The sequence below is a fragment of the Actinotignum sanguinis genome (assembly GCF_030230305.1).
GTDB classification, from domain to species: Bacteria; Actinomycetota; Actinomycetes; order Actinomycetales; family Actinomycetaceae; genus Actinotignum; species Actinotignum sanguinis.
In genome coordinates this window covers 1-18,717 of sequence record NZ_JASPCQ010000023.1, presented here as the reverse complement: position 1 = coordinate 18,717, position 18,717 = coordinate 1, and the positions used below count along the sequence as shown (strand labels likewise).

15 protein-coding genes are annotated in these 18,717 nt (G+C 62.3%); 14 read left to right on the top strand and 1 reads right to left on the bottom strand.

Annotated features, from left to right (window positions below; all coding sequences use genetic code 11):
- Nucleotides 1-225 precede the first annotated feature (225 nt).
- The 14 genes from codB to QP828_RS08390 all read left to right on the top strand — a co-directional run bounded on the left by codB (nucleotide 226) and on the right by QP828_RS08390 (nucleotide 17,782).
- Entirely contained in the window at nucleotides 226-1,611 is a 1,386-nt protein-coding gene (gene codB / locus QP828_RS08455) for a cytosine permease (protein ID WP_284891560.1), read from the top strand.
- A 51-nt stretch (nucleotides 1,612-1,662) separates the two neighbouring features.
- Nucleotides 1,663-2,943, top strand: a complete 1,281-nt coding sequence (gene codA / locus QP828_RS08450) for a cytosine deaminase (RefSeq protein ID WP_284891559.1) — start codon at nucleotides 1,663-1,665, stop codon at nucleotides 2,941-2,943.
- Between the two features lie 813 nt (nucleotides 2,944-3,756).
- Entirely contained in the window at nucleotides 3,757-4,551 is a 795-nt protein-coding gene (locus QP828_RS08445; protein WP_284891557.1) for a TetR/AcrR family transcriptional regulator, read from the top strand.
- Complete coding sequence (locus tag QP828_RS08440) at nucleotides 4,548-7,049, top strand: YhgE/Pip domain-containing protein (protein ID WP_284891556.1); 2,502 nt, start codon at nucleotides 4,548-4,550, stop codon at nucleotides 7,047-7,049. The genes QP828_RS08445 and QP828_RS08440 overlap by 4 nt, the downstream gene beginning before the upstream one ends.
- Before the next feature lie 100 nt (nucleotides 7,050-7,149).
- Nucleotides 7,150-9,024, top strand: coding sequence for an ABC transporter ATP-binding protein (locus tag QP828_RS08435; RefSeq protein WP_284891554.1), 1,875 nt, complete (start codon nucleotides 7,150-7,152; stop codon nucleotides 9,022-9,024).
- Nucleotides 9,017-10,837 (top strand): ABC transporter ATP-binding protein, encoded by a 1,821-nt coding sequence (locus QP828_RS08430; protein WP_274734539.1) that lies wholly within the window; start codon nucleotides 9,017-9,019, stop codon nucleotides 10,835-10,837. The genes QP828_RS08435 and QP828_RS08430 overlap by 8 nt, the downstream gene beginning before the upstream one ends.
- Nucleotides 10,838-11,820: 983 nt before the next feature.
- A complete protein-coding gene (locus QP828_RS08425; protein WP_274734541.1) occupies nucleotides 11,821-12,528 on the top strand; it encodes a DUF4143 domain-containing protein in 708 nt (235 codons plus the stop codon).
- Between the two features lie 138 nt (nucleotides 12,529-12,666).
- Complete coding sequence (locus QP828_RS08420; protein WP_274734542.1) at nucleotides 12,667-13,107, top strand: hypothetical protein; 441 nt, start codon at nucleotides 12,667-12,669, stop codon at nucleotides 13,105-13,107.
- 4 nt (nucleotides 13,108-13,111) lie between these two features.
- The gene (locus tag QP828_RS08415) at nucleotides 13,112-13,351 is read left to right on the top strand and encodes a helix-turn-helix transcriptional regulator (RefSeq protein ID WP_274734544.1); all 240 of its coding nucleotides are present in this window, start codon (nucleotides 13,112-13,114) and stop codon (nucleotides 13,349-13,351) included.
- 175 nt (nucleotides 13,352-13,526) lie between these two features.
- The gene (locus QP828_RS08410) at nucleotides 13,527-14,681 is read left to right on the top strand and encodes an ABC transporter substrate-binding protein (protein ID WP_274736337.1); all 1,155 of its coding nucleotides are present in this window, start codon (nucleotides 13,527-13,529) and stop codon (nucleotides 14,679-14,681) included.
- Nucleotides 14,665-15,723: a FecCD family ABC transporter permease gene (locus QP828_RS08405; RefSeq protein ID WP_284891550.1), complete on the top strand. Its 1,059-nt coding sequence runs from the start codon at nucleotides 14,665-14,667 to the stop codon at nucleotides 15,721-15,723. Before QP828_RS08410 ends, QP828_RS08405 begins: the two co-directional genes overlap by 17 nt.
- Nucleotides 15,716-16,516, top strand: coding sequence for an ABC transporter ATP-binding protein (locus tag QP828_RS08400; RefSeq protein ID WP_274734550.1), 801 nt, complete (start codon nucleotides 15,716-15,718; stop codon nucleotides 16,514-16,516). Before QP828_RS08405 ends, QP828_RS08400 begins: the two co-directional genes overlap by 8 nt.
- Nucleotides 16,509-17,120 carry a hypothetical protein gene (locus QP828_RS08395; protein ID WP_274734552.1) on the top strand — a complete coding sequence of 204 codons (612 nt, stop codon included), beginning with the start codon at nucleotides 16,509-16,511 and terminating at the stop codon, nucleotides 17,118-17,120. The genes QP828_RS08400 and QP828_RS08395 overlap by 8 nt, the downstream gene beginning before the upstream one ends.
- A 2-nt stretch (nucleotides 17,121-17,122) precedes the next feature.
- Nucleotides 17,123-17,782 carry a hypothetical protein gene (locus tag QP828_RS08390; protein ID WP_274734554.1) on the top strand — a complete coding sequence of 220 codons (660 nt, stop codon included), beginning with the start codon at nucleotides 17,123-17,125 and terminating at the stop codon, nucleotides 17,780-17,782.
- 157 nt (nucleotides 17,783-17,939) lie between these two features.
- On the opposite strand, the gene QP828_RS08385 is transcribed toward QP828_RS08390, so the two are convergent.
- Nucleotides 17,940-18,236 carry a type II toxin-antitoxin system RelB/DinJ family antitoxin gene (locus tag QP828_RS08385; protein ID WP_016441906.1) on the bottom strand — a complete coding sequence of 99 codons (297 nt, stop codon included), beginning with the start codon at nucleotides 18,234-18,236 and terminating at the stop codon, nucleotides 17,940-17,942.
- Nucleotides 18,237-18,717 lie beyond the last annotated feature (481 nt).

Below are 18,717 nucleotides of genomic sequence, written 5' to 3'. Positions count from 1 at the left end.
CGTGGGGAACAAGGAGGGGAGCACACCCGGAAAACCGGGGTGCTCCCCTCCCACACAGGAACTTCTGATACAGCCCCACCGTCGTCGTACCTTTAAATGCCAGCCACGCTACTGAGAGCCGTTTCACGCCGAAAAAATTTCCCTCCGGCCCGGGAGAGGAATATGCTATTGGCAATTTGAGCCAAAATCAGGAAGGCTCAGGAAAATTCGGAGGCACACGCACTTATGTCCGTGACGGAAACGACAACCACGACCGCCACTTACCCGATTGATCACCCTATCGATGGGAATCTCACCGTTCCCGCCAGTTCCGGCGTTTCCGGTGTTCCTGATTCCGCAGGAGTTAACAACCGGCCGGACGAGGATTTCTCATTCGGAGTTGTTCCCACTTCAAGCCGACGTTCCTTTTGGGCCGTCGGCTTTGTTATGCTCGGCTTCACTTTCTTCTCCGCGTCCATGTCGGTCGGAGCGAAGCTCGGCATCGGCCTAGACCTGGGCGGCTTCGTGGCCGCCGTCTCCATCGGCGGCGCCATCCTCGCCACCTTCACCGGGGCGCTGGCCTACGTGGGCGCGAAAACCGGGATGGGCGTGGACGAACTCGCCCGCCATTCCTTCGGCCGCTTCGGCTCCTTCCTTCCCTCCTTCCTCATCGCCTTCACCCAGATGGGCTGGTTCGGCGTGGGGGTGGCCATGTTCGCTATCCCCACCGCGGAAATCCTCAATATTAGCCCCTGGCCGATCGTGCTGATCGCCGGCGGCCTTATGACCGCCTCCGCCTACTACGGCATCAAGGCCATCGAGATCGTCTCCTTCATCTCCGTGCCGCTCATCGCCGGGCTGGGCACCTACTCGATGGTGACCGCCACGGTGGACGGCGGCGGCCTCACCCGCATCTTCGCCAACACCAGCGGCATGCCGGTGATGGTGGGAGTTGGCCTGGTGGTCGGATCCTTCATCTCGGGCGGCTCGGCCACCCCGAACTTCACCCGCTTCGCCGGCTCCGCGAAATCCGCGGTTATCACCACCGTTATCGCCTTCCTCCTCGGCAACACCCTCATGTTCTCCTTCGGCGCGGTGGGCGGTGCCTTCACCGGCAAGGACGATATTTTCTACGTGATGATCGCTCAGGGCCTGGCTTTCCCGGCCCTTATCGTGCTGGGCGCCAATATTTGGACCACGAATAACAACGCCCTCTACACCACCGGCCTGGGCTTCGCGAATATGACGAAGCGCCCCAAGAAGCCGCTGGTTATTATCGCCGGCATTCTCGGCACCCTGTGCGCGCTGTGGCTCTACGACAACTTCGTGGGCTGGCTGAGTTTCCTCAACGCCACCCTGCCCCCGATCGGCACCGTGCTGGTGGCCGACTACTTCGCCAACCGCCGCGCCTACCACGCCATTGTGGAGGCGGTGGAAACCGGTCGGATCTGCGCCGCGGATACCTCGAATACTTCAGCGACCCGCGCGGTGGCCTGGCCTGCGGTTATCGCGGTGGCTGCCGGGGCCCTGGTGGGCTGGACCATCCCGGTGGGGATTGCCTCGCTCAACGCTATCGTTGCCGCGCTGGCCGTGTATTTCGCTGGCCGCGGCGTCGTCGCCACAATGAAGTAACCGCCCGCGCACCGCACTGCACCCGTACCCGCGCAACCGAAAGGAGCATCCGTGAGCACCCAGATTTTCCGGAATCTGCGCATCGAAAACGCTGACCACCTGTCCGATATCACCGTGACCGACGGCATCATCACCGCGATCACACCCGCAGCTTCGGCACCCGCACCCGTGTCCGGTACGACGGCGCAGCCGGGTCACGCGCCAGCCGCGCAGGTCCGCGACTTCGGCGGGCGCCTGGCCCTGCCCCCCATCGTGGAATCTCACGTCCACCTGGACACCACGATGACCGAGGGCGATCCGCATCCCAACGAATCTGGCACCCTCTTCGAGGGCATCGAGATCTGGTCGCAGCGCAAGGCAAAGCTCACGGTGGAGGATGTCAAGGAGCGGGCCATGCGGGCGATCCGCCAGCAGGTGCGTTTCGGGATCCAATACATCCGCTCCCACGTGGATATCAATGACCCCAAGCTCACCGCGCTGCACGCGCTACTCGAATTGCGCGAGGAATTGCGCGACCACGTGACCTTGCAGCTGGTGGCGTTCCCGCAGGAGGGCATCGAATCCTATCCGCACGGGCGCGAGCTACTGCGCACCGCCGCCGAGCTGGGTGTGGACGCCATCGGCGCCATCCCGCATTACGAATTCACCCGCGAATACTCGGTGAGCTCGCTGAATTACGCGGTGGGACTCGCGCAGGAATTCAACCTCCTCATGGACGTGCATTGTGATGAGATCGACGACGGCGCTTCGCGCGGCCTGGAAACCCTGGCTACTCGGGCCTACGAGGCGGGTATCGGGGAGAAAGTCACGGCCTCGCACACCACGGCCATGCATTCGTATAACAATGCCTATTTCATTCGGCTGCTGCGACTGCTCAAGATGAGCGGAATCAATTTCGTCTCCAATCCGATGGTGAATACCCATCTGCAAGGCCGGACGGATACGTACCCGAAGCGCCGCGGCGTGACGCGGGTCAAGGAGCTGACAGAGGCGGGCATCAACGTGTCCTTCGGGCAAGACGATATCGTCGATCCGTGGAATCCCCTGGGCACGGGGTCGCTGCGCGATGTCACCCTCATCGGCCTGTACGTAACCCAGATGATGGGGGCGTCCCAGATCGATCAGTCCTACCGCTTCATCACCCATAACGGAGCGCGCACGCTCCACCTGCCCGATTACGGGATCGCGGTGGGTAACCCGGCCAATTTCATTGTGTTGGGGGCGCAGTCCTGGCGTGAAGCCCTGGCATTCCACGCGCCGGTGGTGGCTTCGTACCGGCGCGGCGAGCTGCTTTTCGAGTCCACCGAGCCGGAGCGCGCCTGGCATTTCTAAGCGCTTGCTTTGCGCGTGCGTGCACGTGCGCGTGGCGGGCGTGTGGCGCGATAAGCGCGTGGCGGGCGTGTGGTAAGCGTGTGGTAAGCGTGTGCGCGTGGTTTTCCCGGACCCTCGGCCGAGCGACAGGCCGGGGGTTCGGTGAATTTAAGCCGGTGGCCGGTGGCCTATGTGCGACTGGTCGCCGGCGTCCGGCGGGTGCTGAGCCACTCTCGGGCAGCCTGCGGGCTGCCCGCTGCGATTTTCTGCGAGCATGGCAGTCAGCAAGTGGCAACCGCCGACCTCCAGGTCACAAAATGCAACGGCAACTACATTAACTTTTCTAAATCATGCGCTGGTGTTGCTTTCTGTGAGCCCCCACGCTGAGGCGTTACATTCTGTGAGCTCCCACGTTGAGGTGTTGCATTCTGGAAAGCACCCTAGTCGGGACGTTGCTTTCTATTCACTACCGCCACAGGGCGTTACTTTTTGTGAAACCGACGGCGACACTAACCACGCACCATCACCCAAACCCACAAAGTGGTACTGGAGCTACAACCAACACCCAATTCCCTGTCGGCTAGTACCACTTCATAAAGACCGATGTCGTACAAGACCACTGTGCCCTCACCTCACGGAGCAGAAGTCCAGCCAAACCCCCAGTACCCCGCATAACCAGCCCTCCACACGCAACTCGACACACCAACCCACCACGCCGGCCGAGCCAGGGTGTTTTTCCGAGGTGTACTTCGCATGTACGACATCCGCACTACACCCCAAACAACACATACCACCCCCTTGCGCCGCCTATTTTACATGTGTAAATTAGACAACATGACAGAGGTACACGCAGACATTCCACGTGGCGGCACGAGCGGAACGCCGAACGCAAACCAACACGATACCCTCGGCCCTGCCGGGGACGACCCGCGCGCCCGGCGCTCCTACGAGGCCCTGGTGCACGCCGCCGCCTCCCTCATTGATAGCGGCGCCGCTATTGACGACCTCACCGTCTCCTGGATTACGCGGGAAGCCGGGGTCACCCGCCCCACCTTCTACCAGCATTTTTCCGGGATCAGCCAGCTGGTGCGCGCCGTCGTCCTCACGCGTCTCCACGCGATTTTTGACGCCACCCCGGTTCCCACCTCAGAAGAACCTTCGCTTGACGTGCAGCGGCAGGTACTCCTCCCCATGCTCACCACTCTGCTTGAGCACCGCCACCTCATTGTCGCAACCCTCACCAGCTCCGCGGCTCTCGGTAGCGCAGCTCCGATTATCGCGGCCATTCGTGATCGCCTGCTCAGCGCCCCGGCCATTCGCGCCCGCGGCCGCGTCATGTTCGGCACATCTGCACCGGAGGCACCACGTCCGAACGGCAACGCGCCAGCGCACACAGGCACGCCAGCGCGAACAAGCGCACCAACGGTCCCGCCCGTGTCGGCTGCCCAGCCCGGCTCCTATCCTCCGCCCTCGAAAGCGGAGATGGACTTTGCTTCCATGGTGGCCGCAGGCCTGCTCTGGCGCGTGCTCCACTGGATGACCGAAGAACCCGCAGATCCCCAGGATCTTCCCCGCCTCGCCACCGAAGTGGGCAGTTTTACCCGCGCCGCCTATGGAGAACACTCATGAGCAAATCACGAAGCACCACCGCGCAGCCCGGCACGCCGCGCGCCGCCACCGAAACAGCACCAACTCCGCAGCCGCTCGCGCAGCAGATCACGCAGCCTGCTCCTTACCGTAGCTGGCGGGAGCGCATCCGCCCGGCGATTATCATGTTCGGGCTCGCCATTATTCCCATGATCTACGCGCTGATTCTCACCGGCGCCTACGATGACCCGCTCGGCAACCTCAGTGAGATACCGGCCGCGATTGTGAACGAAGACCGCGGCACACAACTGGATGGGTCCGAGGTGAATCTAGGCGCAACGATCACCACCAAGCTCCTGGAAACCGAGGAACGCCAGAACTTCCAGTGGCGAGAATACTCGGCCGCGGAAGCCACCCAGAAACTTGCAAATGGCCAGGTCTACGCGGTACTCAGCATTCCGGCGTCGTTTTCCAACGATGCTACCTCGGTGGCGCGCGGCCCGGGCGCTGCCACCCGCGCCCAGCTTTCCTTCGTCACCGACGATGCCCTTAACTATATTGTCGGCAATGTGGGACGCGTCATCGCCTCCACCGCTACGGCGGCGGTTTCGGAGGAGGTGTCAGCCGAGTACCTTGACGGCATCTATCTCTCCTTCGGGACGTTGAGCGAGCAGCTCCGCGCCGCGGCAGGCGGGGCCGGAGAGCTGGGTGCCGGGCTGCGCGATGCTAGCCGCGGCGCAACCCGACTCACGGCTGGGGCCGGCGAACTGGCCGAGGGTGCCGGGCGCCTCGCCACCGGAACGGAAACCGTGGCTGCCGGCGCGGGGCGTTTGAACGACGGCGCAGCTCAGCTCGCCGCAGGAGCGGGCGATGCCGCCGGCGGGGCGGGCGCCCTCAGCGAGGGAGTATCCCGGGTAGCCGAGGGGGCCAGTGCTGCAAGCCTTGCGGCCGGCCAGCTCCGGGATGGAGCTACGCGCAGCGCCGCGGGCCTCGATACCTTGGCGGCCGGTAGCCGCGATCTGGCCGCGGGCAGCCAGAAAGTTGCGGAAGGGAACGCCGCGCTGGCGAAGGGTACTAGCCAGGCCCTAGCCGGAGCGCAGCAGCTGAGTGCCGGATCGGAGAAACTTACCGGCGGCCTGAGCACCCTCGATGACGGTCTGAGCACCCTTATCGCTATGTACGATGTGCTGCCCCCGGAAGTGGTGAAAGCCAAACTCTCCGAAGCGCAGGCCGGCACCGCGCGCCTTCTTGAGGGATCCGCCCAGCTCCAGGGAGGAATCGCCACCCTCGTCGGCGGCGGGCCTGGCGCGGGCCTTGGGCCCGATGCGGGCCTTGGACCTGACGCGGGCGGCGAGAGTGGCGGATTGACCGCGCTTGCCAGCGGGGCGCAGGCCGCGAGCGCCGGAGCGGCACAGCTCAAAGACGGCGCCGCCCAGCTGGCCGCGGGCACGGAGCGCGCCGCCGCGGGAGCCCAGCAAGCTCTTGCTGCCACCACGGAATTTGCCCAGCAGCTTGATACTCTCGCCACGGGAAGTACTCGGGCGGCCACCGGAGCCACCCGCCTCGCGGACGGGACCGCGCTTCTCGCCACCGGAAGTAGCGAACTGGCCAACCGCGCCCCCGAACTAGCCGCCGGGGCGCGGGCCGCCCACAGCGGGGCCGCCCAGGTGAGCAGCGGCGCCACCACGCTTGCGAATAACCAGGGAACTCTGCGCGATGGCCTGCATACCCTGCGCGAGGGTGCCACCACTCTAGAAGTGAAACTCTCTGAAGGCGCGGAAAAAATCCCGGTCTACACCCCGGGCGAATCGGAAACGATGCAGCGGGTGGGCGCCACCCCGGTGGAGTTGAGTACCACCCGCGCTCATCCCGTCAGCGATTTCGGTGCGGCAGTCGCCTGCTACTTCATCGCGCTGGCGATGTGGGTTGGCGCTATCGGCCTCTACCTCATGAGGCCCCCTCTCTCGCGCCGCCTCACGGCGGCGCGAGTATCCGGGCTGACGCTCGGTCTCGGTTCGGTTGCTATCGGGGCACTCATGGGAATAGTGCAGGCGGGCCTGCTGGTCGGGATACTGCACTTCTTCGGGAATGTGGATCTCATCAACCCGGGTGCCACCTTCGCTATCTGCATCACCTCCTCACTTGTGTATATCGCGATCAACCAGGCCCTCATTGCGCTCTTCGGAGCCCCGGGGCGGTTCATTGCGCTTCTCATGATCGTGATCCAGTTGGGAGCGGCTGGCGGCATCTACCCGGTGGAAACCGCCCCGGGCTTCTTCCGGGCCGTCCACCCGTTGCTGCCCGTCACTCACACCGTTAACGCGCTGCGGGCCGCGATTGCGGGTGGCCCGATTGATACCGGTACCTATGCGGGTGTGCTCGGGTTGTGGTTCGCCGCCTCGGTGTTGGCCACCGTCCTCGCCGCCATCATCACAAGACGGCGCACCAACCACCCCGACGCGTCCCGGCCCCGGGAGGCGAAAGCCGGTAGCGGCGTCGTCGTACCAAAAAATGAGGAGGCCCTCGCTACTGCACAGTAATTTCTGAGTCCTATTTACCGCTAGGTAAGGGGAGCCTAATATGGAGGTGCTCCGCGGATCGCCCGCGGGGCACCTCTCCTACTGTTCGCGGAGGAATGGGATGACGGCTCAACTCACCCACGCAGATGCCGGCACCGCCCCGAACGGCGGCGCCGCCACGCGTGTCGATACGTATAAAGAAAAACGCGCGCAAGGACAGCGCGCCCTCAAAGAACTCATGGCACCGATTGCCCCGCGCCTGGCGCTCGGCCGCTTCGTGGCGGTGTGCTCCTCACTCGTGGCCGTGGCGCCTTTTATTGCGCTGGTGCGCATCGGTGACATTCTGCTGCCGGCCTGGCGCGCGGGAACCCCGATAGATAACGCGGCGCTCAGCTGGAATGTCAAACTACTTGCCGGGGCTTTTTGCACCCAGCTGCTCCTCTATTTCCTGGCGCTCACCATCACGCATTTCGCGGATCTCAAACTCCGCGGCCTGCTCCAAGAGCGCATTATCGCGCAGATTTCACGCGCGCCGCTCTCGTGGTTCTCCCGGGCGCGCTCCGGGCAGATCCGCAAGGCGATTCAGGCCGACACCACCACGCTGCACACCCTGGTGGCGCACGCCCCGGTGGAAACCACGGCCGCGGTCGCCACCCCGCTCGCCCTCGTCATTTTTGCCTTTACCGTGAATTGGCGACTGGGGCTCCTCACCCTCATCCCGCTGCCCTTCTATTTCGCGGCGCAGATGTTCATGATGCGCGATATGGGCGAAAAAACCGCGGAGATGGACGACCGGCTCAGCTACCTCGCCGCGCGCGGGGTGGAATTCGTGGAAGGCATCCAGGTGGTCAAAAGCTTCGGGAAAGTCGGCCACGCACACCGCGCTTTCGCCCGCGCCGCCGATGATTTCGGGAATTTCTACTGGGACTGGTGCGGCCCGATGCTGAAAGGCTCCGCGCTGGCCATGTCCTTCATTTCCGCGCCGGTGGTGCTGCTGGTCAATATGGGGCTCGGCTCGCTGATTCTGGCCGCCGGCGCCGCCACCCTCCCCGAGGTCATCGCCTGCTCCCTCATCGGCCTCATCGTGCCGCTCACCTTCGACACCCTCTCCACCAGCATGTGGTCCTATCAGCTGGCCGGTAATTCCGCGCTGCGCATTATCGAGGTGACGAGCGTGGAGCAACTGCCCCGGTTAGAGGCCCCCGCCGAAGAATCCGAAGCCCCCGCAGCCGCACCCACCCGGGAGGCCGCGGGCGGCGTCGCCCCCGCGCACGTGGTGTTCGACAACGTCAGCTATTCCTATCCGCGCGCCGGGCGCACCATCCAGGCCCTCGACGGCGTCTCCCTCACGCTGCGCCGCGGCACCGTGACTGCCCTGCTCGGCCCGTCCGGTTCGGGCAAATCCACCCTGGCCACCATGCTCGCGCGTTTCCGCGACCCGGATAGCGGGCGGGTGCTCCTCGACGGGCACGACCTGCGCACCCTCTCCGAAAAAGACCTCTACAAGCGGGTCGCTTTCGTGCTGCAAGACGCGCACATGCTGCGCATGTCCGTGCGCGATAACATTCGCCTCGCGCACCCCGATGCCGACGACGCCGCCATCGAGCAAGCGGCCCGTGCCGCCAATATTTGGGAAGATATCTGCGCCCTTCCCGCGGGGCTGGACACCGTGCTCGGGGAAGATACCGCAATGTCAGGGGGCCAAAACCAGCGCCTAGCTATCGCGCGGGCCCTGCTGGCCGACGCCGATCTGCTCATTTTGGATGAAGCGACCGTAGCCACCGATCCGCAGTGCGAAGCGGAAATCCAAAGCGCCCTCAACCGTCTGGTGGCCGGGCGCACCGTGCTCGTCATCGCCCACCACGCCGAATCCGTACTCGGGGTGGACCAGGTGTGCATTTTGGAACAGGGGCGGATTTCCGCCCTGGGTACCCCGGAGGACGTAGCCGCGCATCCCTTCTGGGTGCGGCTCATGGAAGGACGCGAATATGCCTAAAACCTCTGACTCCACGAATACCTACGGCAACCACACGCACGCCGGGCGTTTTTCCGATCCGCTCCTGGTGCACGCCTACGGCTCCGTCCTCACCGAGGAAGGCCACGGCTACTATCGCCGCTCCATTACCTTGGTTATCCTCTCCGGGATGATCGAAGGGCTCGCGCTCCTCACCGTGGTACCCCTGGCGCTGACATGGTCCACCGGCACCCCGACCCTCGGCTTGGACGTGGGCGGCTGGATCAGCGTGCTCGCCGCGCTCGCGGTCACCGGGCTGCTCACCGCTTACGTTCAGGCGGTGATGGCCTATACGGCCGCCATGGACGTGATCCGCCACAGTCTCAGCCTGCTGGGCGACCAGCTTTCCCGCCTGCCGCTGGGCTGGTTCCGCTCCGGCTGGGCCGGTACCCTCTCGCGCCTGGTCACCGACGGGCTCATGGCTATCGGCCAGGGCATCGCCCATTTCACCACCCCGATTATCCGCAATGCCACCGCAGCGCTGGTGCTGCTGGTGGGCATGTGGATCTGGCAGTGGCAGCTGGGGCTTGCACTCACGGTTGCGTTCCCGCTGCTGTGCGCGTTGGCCGCCGCGGCTCGGGTATTACGACGCCGCTCCGAACTGGCCACCAGCGCCACCGAAAGCGATCTGGCGGATCGGATTGTGGAATACGCCCGGTGCCAGCCCATCCTGCGGGCCACTGGCCAGGCCGCTACCTTCGCGCCGCTCCAGGCTGCGGTTCGGGCGAACCTCGCTGCCCAGCGCCGTTCGCTCTGGCTGGGCATCGCTGCCAATCTGCTCTCCGGGGTGGGTGCGCAGCTGCTGGTGGTCAGTCTCATCGCGCTGGCCGTGCATCTATGCACGGGCGGGCTTCTCAACCCGGCGGCCACCCTCGCCTTCCTCGGGGTGGCGCTGCGGTTCATGCGAAATCTGGAGGATTTCACCTCCTTCGTTATGGCAACGGAAGTGGCTCGCACTCCGCTTGACTCCATGCGCGAGGTGCTTGATGCGCCGGTACCCAACGAGCCGGCCAGCGACGTCGCCCTTCCCACGCCCGGCGAAGTTGCCCTCACGGACGTTCGTTTCGGGTACCGCGCCGATACCCCGGTGCTGGACGGCGTGAGCTTCACCGCCCGCCCGGGCACCCTCACCGCGATTGTGGGACCCTCCGGGGCGGGCAAATCCACCCTGTTCCGCCTCATGTGCCGGTTCTGGGACGTGGATGGCGGCAGCGTGAAAATCGGCGGGGTGGATGTGCGTGATCAAACGACGGCGCAGCTCATGGCGCAACTGTCCATGGTGTTCCAGGATGTTTATCTTTACGACGACACCCTCGAAGCGAATATCCGGGTGGGCCGCGAAGGCGCCACGGATGCCGAAGTGCGAGCGGCGGCGGATATGGCCGGCGTGAGCGATATTGCCGCGCGGTTGCCCGATGGCTGGGAAAGCCCTGTCGGCGAACGCGGCGGGATGCTTTCTGGTGGGGAACGCCAGCGGGTGTCCATCGCGCGGGCGCTCCTCAAACACGCTCCTATCGTGCTTTTCGATGAAGCCACCTCAGCCCTCGATCCGGAAAATACCGCCGCTATCCGCGCCTGCATTCAGCAGCTACGCCAGGAAGCAACCGTGCTGGTCATCGCTCATAAGCTGGAAACGGTGCAGGGCGCGGACCAGATCGTGGTACTCGACGCGAGCGGTACCGTGCGCGAAGTGGGTACGCACGCCGAGCTGCTGGAAAGCGGGGGACTGTACCGGAAGTTCTGGGAGGATCGACGGCGTGCGGCCGGCTGGCAGCTGGGAGCCGCGGCGGAGTAGCGCCGACCTGGCGGAATGCCGCTGCTTTGGCGGGGTAGCTTCGCTCCGGCGGGGTGCCACCGCCTCGGCGGCGTAGCGCGACTTCGGCGGAATAGTGCCGCTCTTCGCGTGCAAATCGCGGGATCGCCGGTGCGTTTCAGCACGCCCGGCGGGCTCTTTTGCAGCGTAGCTTCGGGCTAATAGACAGTCCGCACACCCGTCCGCAGCCCTAAAAGGGGTCTAATGACGGCGTGTCGTTGGCTTGGATTCGGCCCGGAACTACCGTGAACCGCGTCCCGCAAACAAAGTGTGCGGGAGAGCACCGTTTCGGGGCGATTTCATGTCTCTAACGCACACCCTGTGGGAGGCGATGTCCCGGACTTACACTTTGCATAGCCGCCACGCCGCACCGGCGAGGAAGGTATGTTTTTCCGAGATGTACTTCGCATGTACGACAAGCACAGTACAGCTCTAAAAACAGATACCCCCTCCCCAGGTGCTGGTGTGACTATTGAACTTCGTGAGACCCGTGATGATCTCGCGGGCAGCCCGCAGGATCCGCCCGAAATCAAAGCACAACGGCAACCAGGTTAAGAAATTGTTTTGATGTCGCAGGGGCGCATCCTGTAGGGCTTGCTGTTGATGCGTTGCTATTTATGGGCATCGCAGCTCACATCATCTACGCTTACCCGTGCAGAGCGGGTGGTCGCTACAAGGCAACCCCTGGATATAAAACCACTTTTGCCCATTTCCCCGTAATCCTACAAATTGCAACGTAACCGGCCTACATTTTGCAACGTAGCAAGCCTACAAAATGCAACGTATGGGCTCTATATTTTGCAACCCACCCTCTAGACTGGGGGTATGGACACGGAAGCAGTTGCAGGAATTCCCTCACTTCCCCCGGCTTCGGGAATTTCATTCTCACCGGCTCTTCCGTTCCGGCAGATGACATCACGCGCCACACCGGCGCCGGGCGTTTCACCCGCATCCGCCAGCGCACGATGACCTGGCAGGAAAAGGGGCGCAGCTCCGGCGCGGTATCCCTCGACAAGCTCCTCGCCGGGGAGCCCGTTTCCCCGAACCTCAGCACGTCTTCTCTCGATTCTGTGATTGAGGCTCTGCTACGCCCTGGCTTCCCCGGGATGCTTGAGCTGGAAGGCGAGGCGGCGTCCTTCGCGCTCACCAGCTACCTCCAGGAAGTTGCCCGTGCCGATGTTCCTCGGATTATTACCTTGCGCCAAGATCCGCAGCTCATCTTGCATCTGCTTCGGGCCCTGGCCCGCTCGGTGGCAACCGAGGTCTCCATCGCCACTCTCAAAAAGGATCTGGACGCGGTTTTCCCCGCGTCGAGTCGGCAAACGGTATCCACGCTTCTGGATACTCTCGGATTCATTTTCGAGTCCGCGGTTGTGCACGATCTCAGCGTTTTTGCCGAAACCCTGGGCGGGCACGTGCGGCATTACCGCGATTCCTACGGACATGAAATCGATGCGGTGCTGGAATTCCCCGGAGGCGTGTGGGCGGGCGTCGAAGTCAAACTCGGAGGTGGGCAGATCACCCAGGGCGCGCACAGTCTCAAAAAAGCGGTCGCCCAAATTACACCCGAACGCGGCGAACCCGCTTTCCTTGCCGTTATTACCGGCACGGGAATAACCGGGCCCGCAGCCGAGGGCGTTATCACTTTCCCGCTCAGCACACTCGGCCAATAACACCGACCAGTAACGCTGCCCCCCTTCGCCACACTTCCCCGCGCCAACACAAATAACGTAAAGCTAACTTGACGTCAAGCCTGCTTGACATTACGCTGGTACCATACCCGCTCCAGTAGCTCGAAAGGCGGTGACCCCATGGCTAACACCTTCAACAAGCAATCGACCTGGGGATATGTACGCGGCACTCACATCTCCACACTAAAGATCGCGTGCCCGGCCGGGCTTCCCTTAGCCCTTATCGCCGGCGCTATCCGCGCGTATCTCAACCCATCCACTTTAGAACCGTGGCTGGCCACAGCACTCTATGCGGCATTTTTCTACGTCCCCCTCACGCTTCTCCTCTGGGTTACCCTCGTTGATCGCAGCACACTTCCAGGAGCTGCGGATAAGCCGCAACTCTCAGTGGAATCCCACTGGCACACCCGGGCGGCCGGCACCGCCTTCTTGGCCACCCTGACCGCCTGCGGCATTGGAGCGTTCGTAGCCACCGGCACTGTTTCAATGACATTGGCCGGAGTCATCGCTTTCGCGATGCTCAGCTACGCACTTGCGTATATGCGGGAGAAGAATCGCTAACGGCATGGACAACAACATTCCCGAGCTGCGTAAACAGCGCGGCTGGTCCCAAGAAAAACTCGCCAGCATCCTAGGCGTGAGCCGCCAGACGATTATTTCTATCGAAAAAGGCAGATTCGACCCATCCCTTCCTCTAGCTTTCAGCATCGCCAGCGTCTTTGAGCGAAAAATCGAAGATATTTTTACGCCGGATACCGACCCAGACCCTAGATCAGGCACCACCCTGAATAGCACGTCGCGGTAAGGAGCCCAACCACCCCCGCGCATACTCATACTCACCCCTGGATTTTCAAGCATATACAAGGATTTTCACGCCACATAACTGTTGACACTCCGCACTTCACTCCATAAAGTTAGGGTCACCTAACCACTAGGTCGGGACTCGGCTTCACGCCCCGACCGCTAACAAAGGAGCATTGGTGAAACGCCGTGTCATGACCGTTGCCCTGAGCGCGCTCTGCGCCGGGTTGCTGGCGAGCTGTTCCGCATCTTCCACCTCTACCGAATCACCTACCAGCTCGAGTGGTGCCAGCGCAGCTGCGTCGTCGGCCTCCCCCGCCACGGGCGATGCCGCAAGCGGCCCGATCACCGTGACCGATCAGCGCGGCCACCAGGTGGAAGTCACGCGCCCGGTGCAAAAAATTGCCTCCGCGGTGATCCCCGCGCCCACCATTATTGCCGCGGTAGATGGATCCTGGGATCGCATTGTTGGGATTAACGAATCGCTGCTGGTCGCCAATAAACAGGGCATTATTTCGAAGATTTTCCCTGCCTCGGTGACCACCCCGGTCATCGCGGATCGTCAATTCACCCCGAATATGGAAACTATTCTGGCGCAGGATCCGGATGTATTTATTCAGTGGGGTGACCGTAGCGAGGATCTTATTACCCCGATTGAGTCGGCCGGTATTCCGGTGCTCGGGCTCAAGTACGGCACCCAGGAAAATCTGGAAACCTGGATCAAGCTTTTCGGTGAAATTCTCGGCAAGGAAGATCGCGCCGCGCAACTCATCGACTATATGCACAGCGAACAGGAGTCGATATCCAAGCAGGTCGCAGCGCTGGGCAAGCCCAAGCCGCGCGGGCTGCAGCTGAGCTACTCGGCGGAGAAAATGTCCGCAAATACCGAAAAGAGCTACGGGCAGCACGTATTTGATGTGGCCGGAATTCAGAATATGGCCACCTCGGATGTGGTGCAGGATGGAATCGTCTCCCCGGAGCAGATCCTGGCCTGGGATCCGGAAATTATTTTCCTTTCCGCTTTCGACAAGGCCGTTCCCGATGACCTTTACAACGATCCGCGCCTGGCCGAAGTAAGTGCGATTAAGAATAAGCGCGTCTACCGCGCCCCGCTGGGCGTGTACCGCTGGCAGGTTCCGTGCGCGGAATCCCCGCTGTACTGGAATTACGTAGCGGCCCTCGCCTACCCGGGTGAATTCAAGGTCGATATGCCCGCGCTCATGCGCGAAAAGACGAAGTGGGTCTACAACTACGATCTCACCGACGAAGATATCGATCTAGTTCTGCGCACCGATATTAATGCCGGCAGCGCCAATTATGACGTTGTCCGCTAAATCCGCAGATTCAGCGACCAGCACCATCGCCCGGCGCCGCACCGCGGCTTTCGCGGTGCTAGTTATCACCACCATCGCGCTGCTCGGCGCGATGGTGGTGGCGATGGGCATGGGCCAGCTCTCCATTAGTGCTCCGGACGTGGTGCGTATTCTCTTCTCAAGTCCGGATGATGTGGATCGCTCGGCCCTCGTGGCCATTAACCAGATTCGGGCTCCGCGGGTCGTTCTTGCCGTGGTGCTCGGTGGTTGCCTGGCTGTTTCTGGCGCGGTGCTCCAGTCCCTGTTCCGAAATCCGCTGGTCTCCCCCGATATCGTAGGGGTGTCCTCCGCGGCTGCCTTCGGCGGGGTACTGGCGATTCTGGTGGGCACCTCGAGTTTCATCCTCATGGGTTCCACTTTCATTTTCGGGCTCTCCGCGGTGGTCTGCGTGATGCTCATCGGGCGGATTCGCTCCCATTCGGCCACGCTGACCATCGTGTTGGCAGGCGTGGTAGTTTCCGCGTTCTTTAATGCGATGGTCTCCCTCATGACCTACGTGGCCGACCCGTACAGCAAACTTCCATCGATTACCTTCTGGCTCATGGGCTCCTTAGCTGCGGCGTCGTGGGCAAAAGTAACCACCATTATTATTCCCGTCATTATTGGCCTTATCGTGGTGGTGGCGCTGCGCTGGCGTATTAATGTGCTCTCGCTAGGTGATGAGGATGCCCGAGCACTCGGCATTAATCCGAGTACGATGCGCTGGGTGTGCATTTTCGCCGTCGCTCTTCTCACCGCGGCTTCGGTGGCCGCCGCTGGCATTATTGGTTGGGTGGGTCTGGTGATCCCGCATCTGGTGCGCCTGCTGGTGGGGCACGATAATCGCGTGGTTATCCCGGAGTCTTTCCTCATGGGTGGGATGTATCTCCTCATTATTGACACGATTGCGCGCAATGCGACCTCGGTGGAAATCCCGGTGGGAATTTTGACCGCCACCATCGGCGCCCCGGTATTTATCGGGCTGCTCATTCGGCGCGCACGGAAAGGGCGGGCTCTTGCTTAAGGCAGAAAATCTTGGGCATCACTATCGTGGTGGCCCGTGGCTGTTCCGCGGTGTTGAACTGGAAGCCCGCCCCGGCGAAGTGCTCACGGTGCTCGGCCCGAATGCGCGCGGGAAAACCACCCTGCTGACCTGCTTGGCCGGGGTGCGCACCCCGGTGGAAGGCACCGTGCATTCGGACGGGCCCATCGGCTACGTGCCGCAATCCCACGCGGCGAACCACCAGTTCACCGTGCATGACATGGTCCTCATGGGCCGGGCTCGCACCATGCGAGTTTTCGCCAGCCCCTCGGCGGCCGATAGCGAGGCCGCGTGGGAGGCCCTCGAACGGGTAGGCATCGCACACCTGGGTGGGGCTACGTATGCCGAGCTCTCCGGCGGGCAACGCCAGCTCACGCTCATTGCCCGCGCGCTGGTTGCCACGCCGAGTACCCTCATTTTAGATGAGCCAACTTCCGCATTGGACCTGCGTAATCAACGCCGTGTCCTCACGATTATTCGCACGCTCGCGGCCGAGGGCCTGGCCATTATTATGACCACGCACGACCCGGCGCACGCTTTCCTGACCTCACGCACCACCCTTGTCATGGATGCCGATGGCCTCTCCATTGGGGAAACCGCACGGCAACTCACCGAAGCGCGGCTGAGCACGCTTTACCGCACTCCGATTCGGGTCCGTGATGTTCCGGTTGACCGTGGCTCGCAGTGCGTCGTCGTCCCAGATTTTAGTGCGAACGACGACGCCGCCCCTTCCGCTTCCACACCGCCCTCGCAAAGAAAGGACCACGATGGGTAATATTCTCACGATTATGAATACGGTGCGCGATGCGAGCACGCCACCTGATCTTATTGATACCTACGAGCTGCCCGGCACTGACCTCACGGGATATCGCGGGATCGTGGTGTCGATGGGCGCCGATCAGCTTTTCTTGGAAACTCAGCGCGAGCGCCTGAGCGCCTGGGTGCGCGCGGGCGGGAAACTGCTGGCCAACGGCCTGCCGATGCGGCGCTGGGTGGATGGGTTGCCGAGCCACCGGAAAATAGAATTTCACGGGCTTGATGATGTGTGGCTGAGCGCGGTGGAGCCGCATCCGATCTGGGAAGGCGTGGAGCGGCGCGATATTCTGTTGCGCACCGGCGTGCCCGGCCAACATTCTTTCGAGGAATTACGCGAGATCGGGGTGGCCGGTTTTTACGCGCGTTCTTTCCTGGCTGAGCTGCCCGAAGGCGCGCGGGTGATCACTGGAATCGGCCCGGGTAAGCTGCCGGTGGATGTCAGTTACCGGCTGGGTGAAGGCGAAGTGATTGTCCACAACGGTAATGATCTCAGCGGTTTCGCTTTCCCGGGGACGTCCGCCGCCGGGCTGCGCCGTGCTATCACCGAGTATCTGGAGAAGTAACGATGAAGAAAATAGCATTTGTGCACACCGGTTCGTTTTTCCACCTCGCGACCGTGAAGGATCCGGCCGTGCGGGCACGCCCGGTCACCCCCGTGTACTGGCCGGATTATTCAGGTGATTTTTCGGAGTTCGACGCCGTGTATCTGGCGGCGCGCAACCACCCGGGTGTAGTGGCCGCGCAGCACGGCCAGGTGCTGGAATTCCTGGGGCAGACCGGTAAAAAAGTATTTATCGATGGTATTAACCAGGTGGATAGCTGGCTGCCGGGGACCTCCGAGACTCCGCGCGGCACGAATTTCTGGTCCTGGCGTACCGGCGAGGATCTGGGGCGGCGCTCGGTGAACACCGACCACCCGCTCTGGCAGTATCTTTCCGATGAGGCCGTCCACTGGCATTATCACGGGGTGCTCGCGCCTCCGGCGGGGGCGACGCCGCTGGTGGTGCTCACGCAGGTGGAGCAGACCGGGCCGGGTGTTGATCCCTGGGGTGGGCATTATTTGGCACTTCCCGATCACCCGAATATATTGCTCTACCACGATAATGTGACTTTCCCGGCCGAGCTGGTGGTTTCCACGATGGATGCCACTTACCATCACGGGGCCGGCTTCATGCCCGGCGCCACCCAGTTGCTCTACCGCATGCTGGAGTGGCTCGGGGATTAACGTTGGCGCGGGCCGGTAGCGCGGGCCTGCGGCGCGGGCCGGGCGGCCGGTGCCACCGGAGTGCAGCGTTGGCTGTACGCGAGCGCGGCTCTGAGTAGAGAACGCAAGTGGGTGGGCGTGCGAGGTCCTCGCGCGCCCACCCACTGCATTTAAAGCGCTACTGCACGGCGCCGTTAATCCGGCGGGACTCGAAGTAGTCCCACGGAAATTCGTCATCGTCTACGATGTCGTTGGGAGCGTAATACTCTGATTCGTTCGTAATCATGATTTTCTCCGTTGTAGCTTGAAACTTCAGCGCCCTCACGGGGAAGGGGAATCCCCCAACCATGACTGCCTTGTGAAGAAAAATGCGGATTGCTTCGGTCATGGACAACCCAAAACCTCGGAAAACAGATTCCGCCTCGAATTTCAATTCCGGATCAATCCGTATGGTGATCGTTGGTGTATATGCCACGGGAACCACCCTTTCATTCTATGCGAGTACTTGAGATGTGGTGAGTTTGTACAGCGCCTCGAGGGCGCTGTTGCCATGAAGCCTACGCCGCAACTACGACAACTTTCTAGGGCTGTGAGGGAGGGACTATGTGTTTTCAGAGGTGTACTGCGCCTGTACGACAAATGAAGTACACGTCAGAAAACACTTGCCCCCTCCGGAGAGGCTTGTAACTTCGGCTATTTTTCATTCATTGGTTCTGGGGCACTTTTCGACCGTGGCTCACATTATTTTCGACCGCCGTTCACAGTCCTGCTGCTCGACTATTTCGAAGCGGGTACAGGCTCGCTCGCTTCGTCCGCGCTCACGGCGAGAATCTGTTTCGCAACTTTTTGGGCGCGGTGTGCACCTGCACATATGCAGGCGAGGGTGTCAAATAGTTTGTGTAAATGCTTGATTTGAGTAAGAAATTGAGGATTAACTATGACTATGACTGATGTTC

Bases quoted from the DNA above. Each gene is read 5' to 3' on its own strand.
- codB (WP_284891560.1), top strand. From the start codon at position 226: ATGTCCGTGACGGAAACGACAACCACGACCGCCACTTACCCGATTGAT.
- QP828_RS08445 (WP_284891557.1), top strand. From the start codon at position 3,757: ATGACAGAGGTACACGCAGACATTCCACGTGGCGGCACGAGCGGAACG.
- QP828_RS08440 (WP_284891556.1), top strand. From the start codon at position 4,548: ATGAGCAAATCACGAAGCACCACCGCGCAGCCCGGCACGCCGCGCGCC.
- QP828_RS08435 (WP_284891554.1), top strand. From the start codon at position 7,150: ATGACGGCTCAACTCACCCACGCAGATGCCGGCACCGCCCCGAACGGC.
- QP828_RS08430 (WP_274734539.1), top strand. From the start codon at position 9,017: ATGCCTAAAACCTCTGACTCCACGAATACCTACGGCAACCACACGCAC.
- QP828_RS08425 (WP_274734541.1), top strand. From the start codon at position 11,821: ATGACCTGGCAGGAAAAGGGGCGCAGCTCCGGCGCGGTATCCCTCGAC.
- QP828_RS08420 (WP_274734542.1), top strand. From the start codon at position 12,667: ATGGCTAACACCTTCAACAAGCAATCGACCTGGGGATATGTACGCGGC.
- QP828_RS08415 (WP_274734544.1), top strand. From the start codon at position 13,112: ATGGACAACAACATTCCCGAGCTGCGTAAACAGCGCGGCTGGTCCCAA.
- QP828_RS08405 (WP_284891550.1), top strand. From the start codon at position 14,665: ATGACGTTGTCCGCTAAATCCGCAGATTCAGCGACCAGCACCATCGCC.
- QP828_RS08395 (WP_274734552.1), top strand. From the start codon at position 16,509: ATGGGTAATATTCTCACGATTATGAATACGGTGCGCGATGCGAGCACG.
- QP828_RS08390 (WP_274734554.1), top strand. From the start codon at position 17,123: ATGAAGAAAATAGCATTTGTGCACACCGGTTCGTTTTTCCACCTCGCG.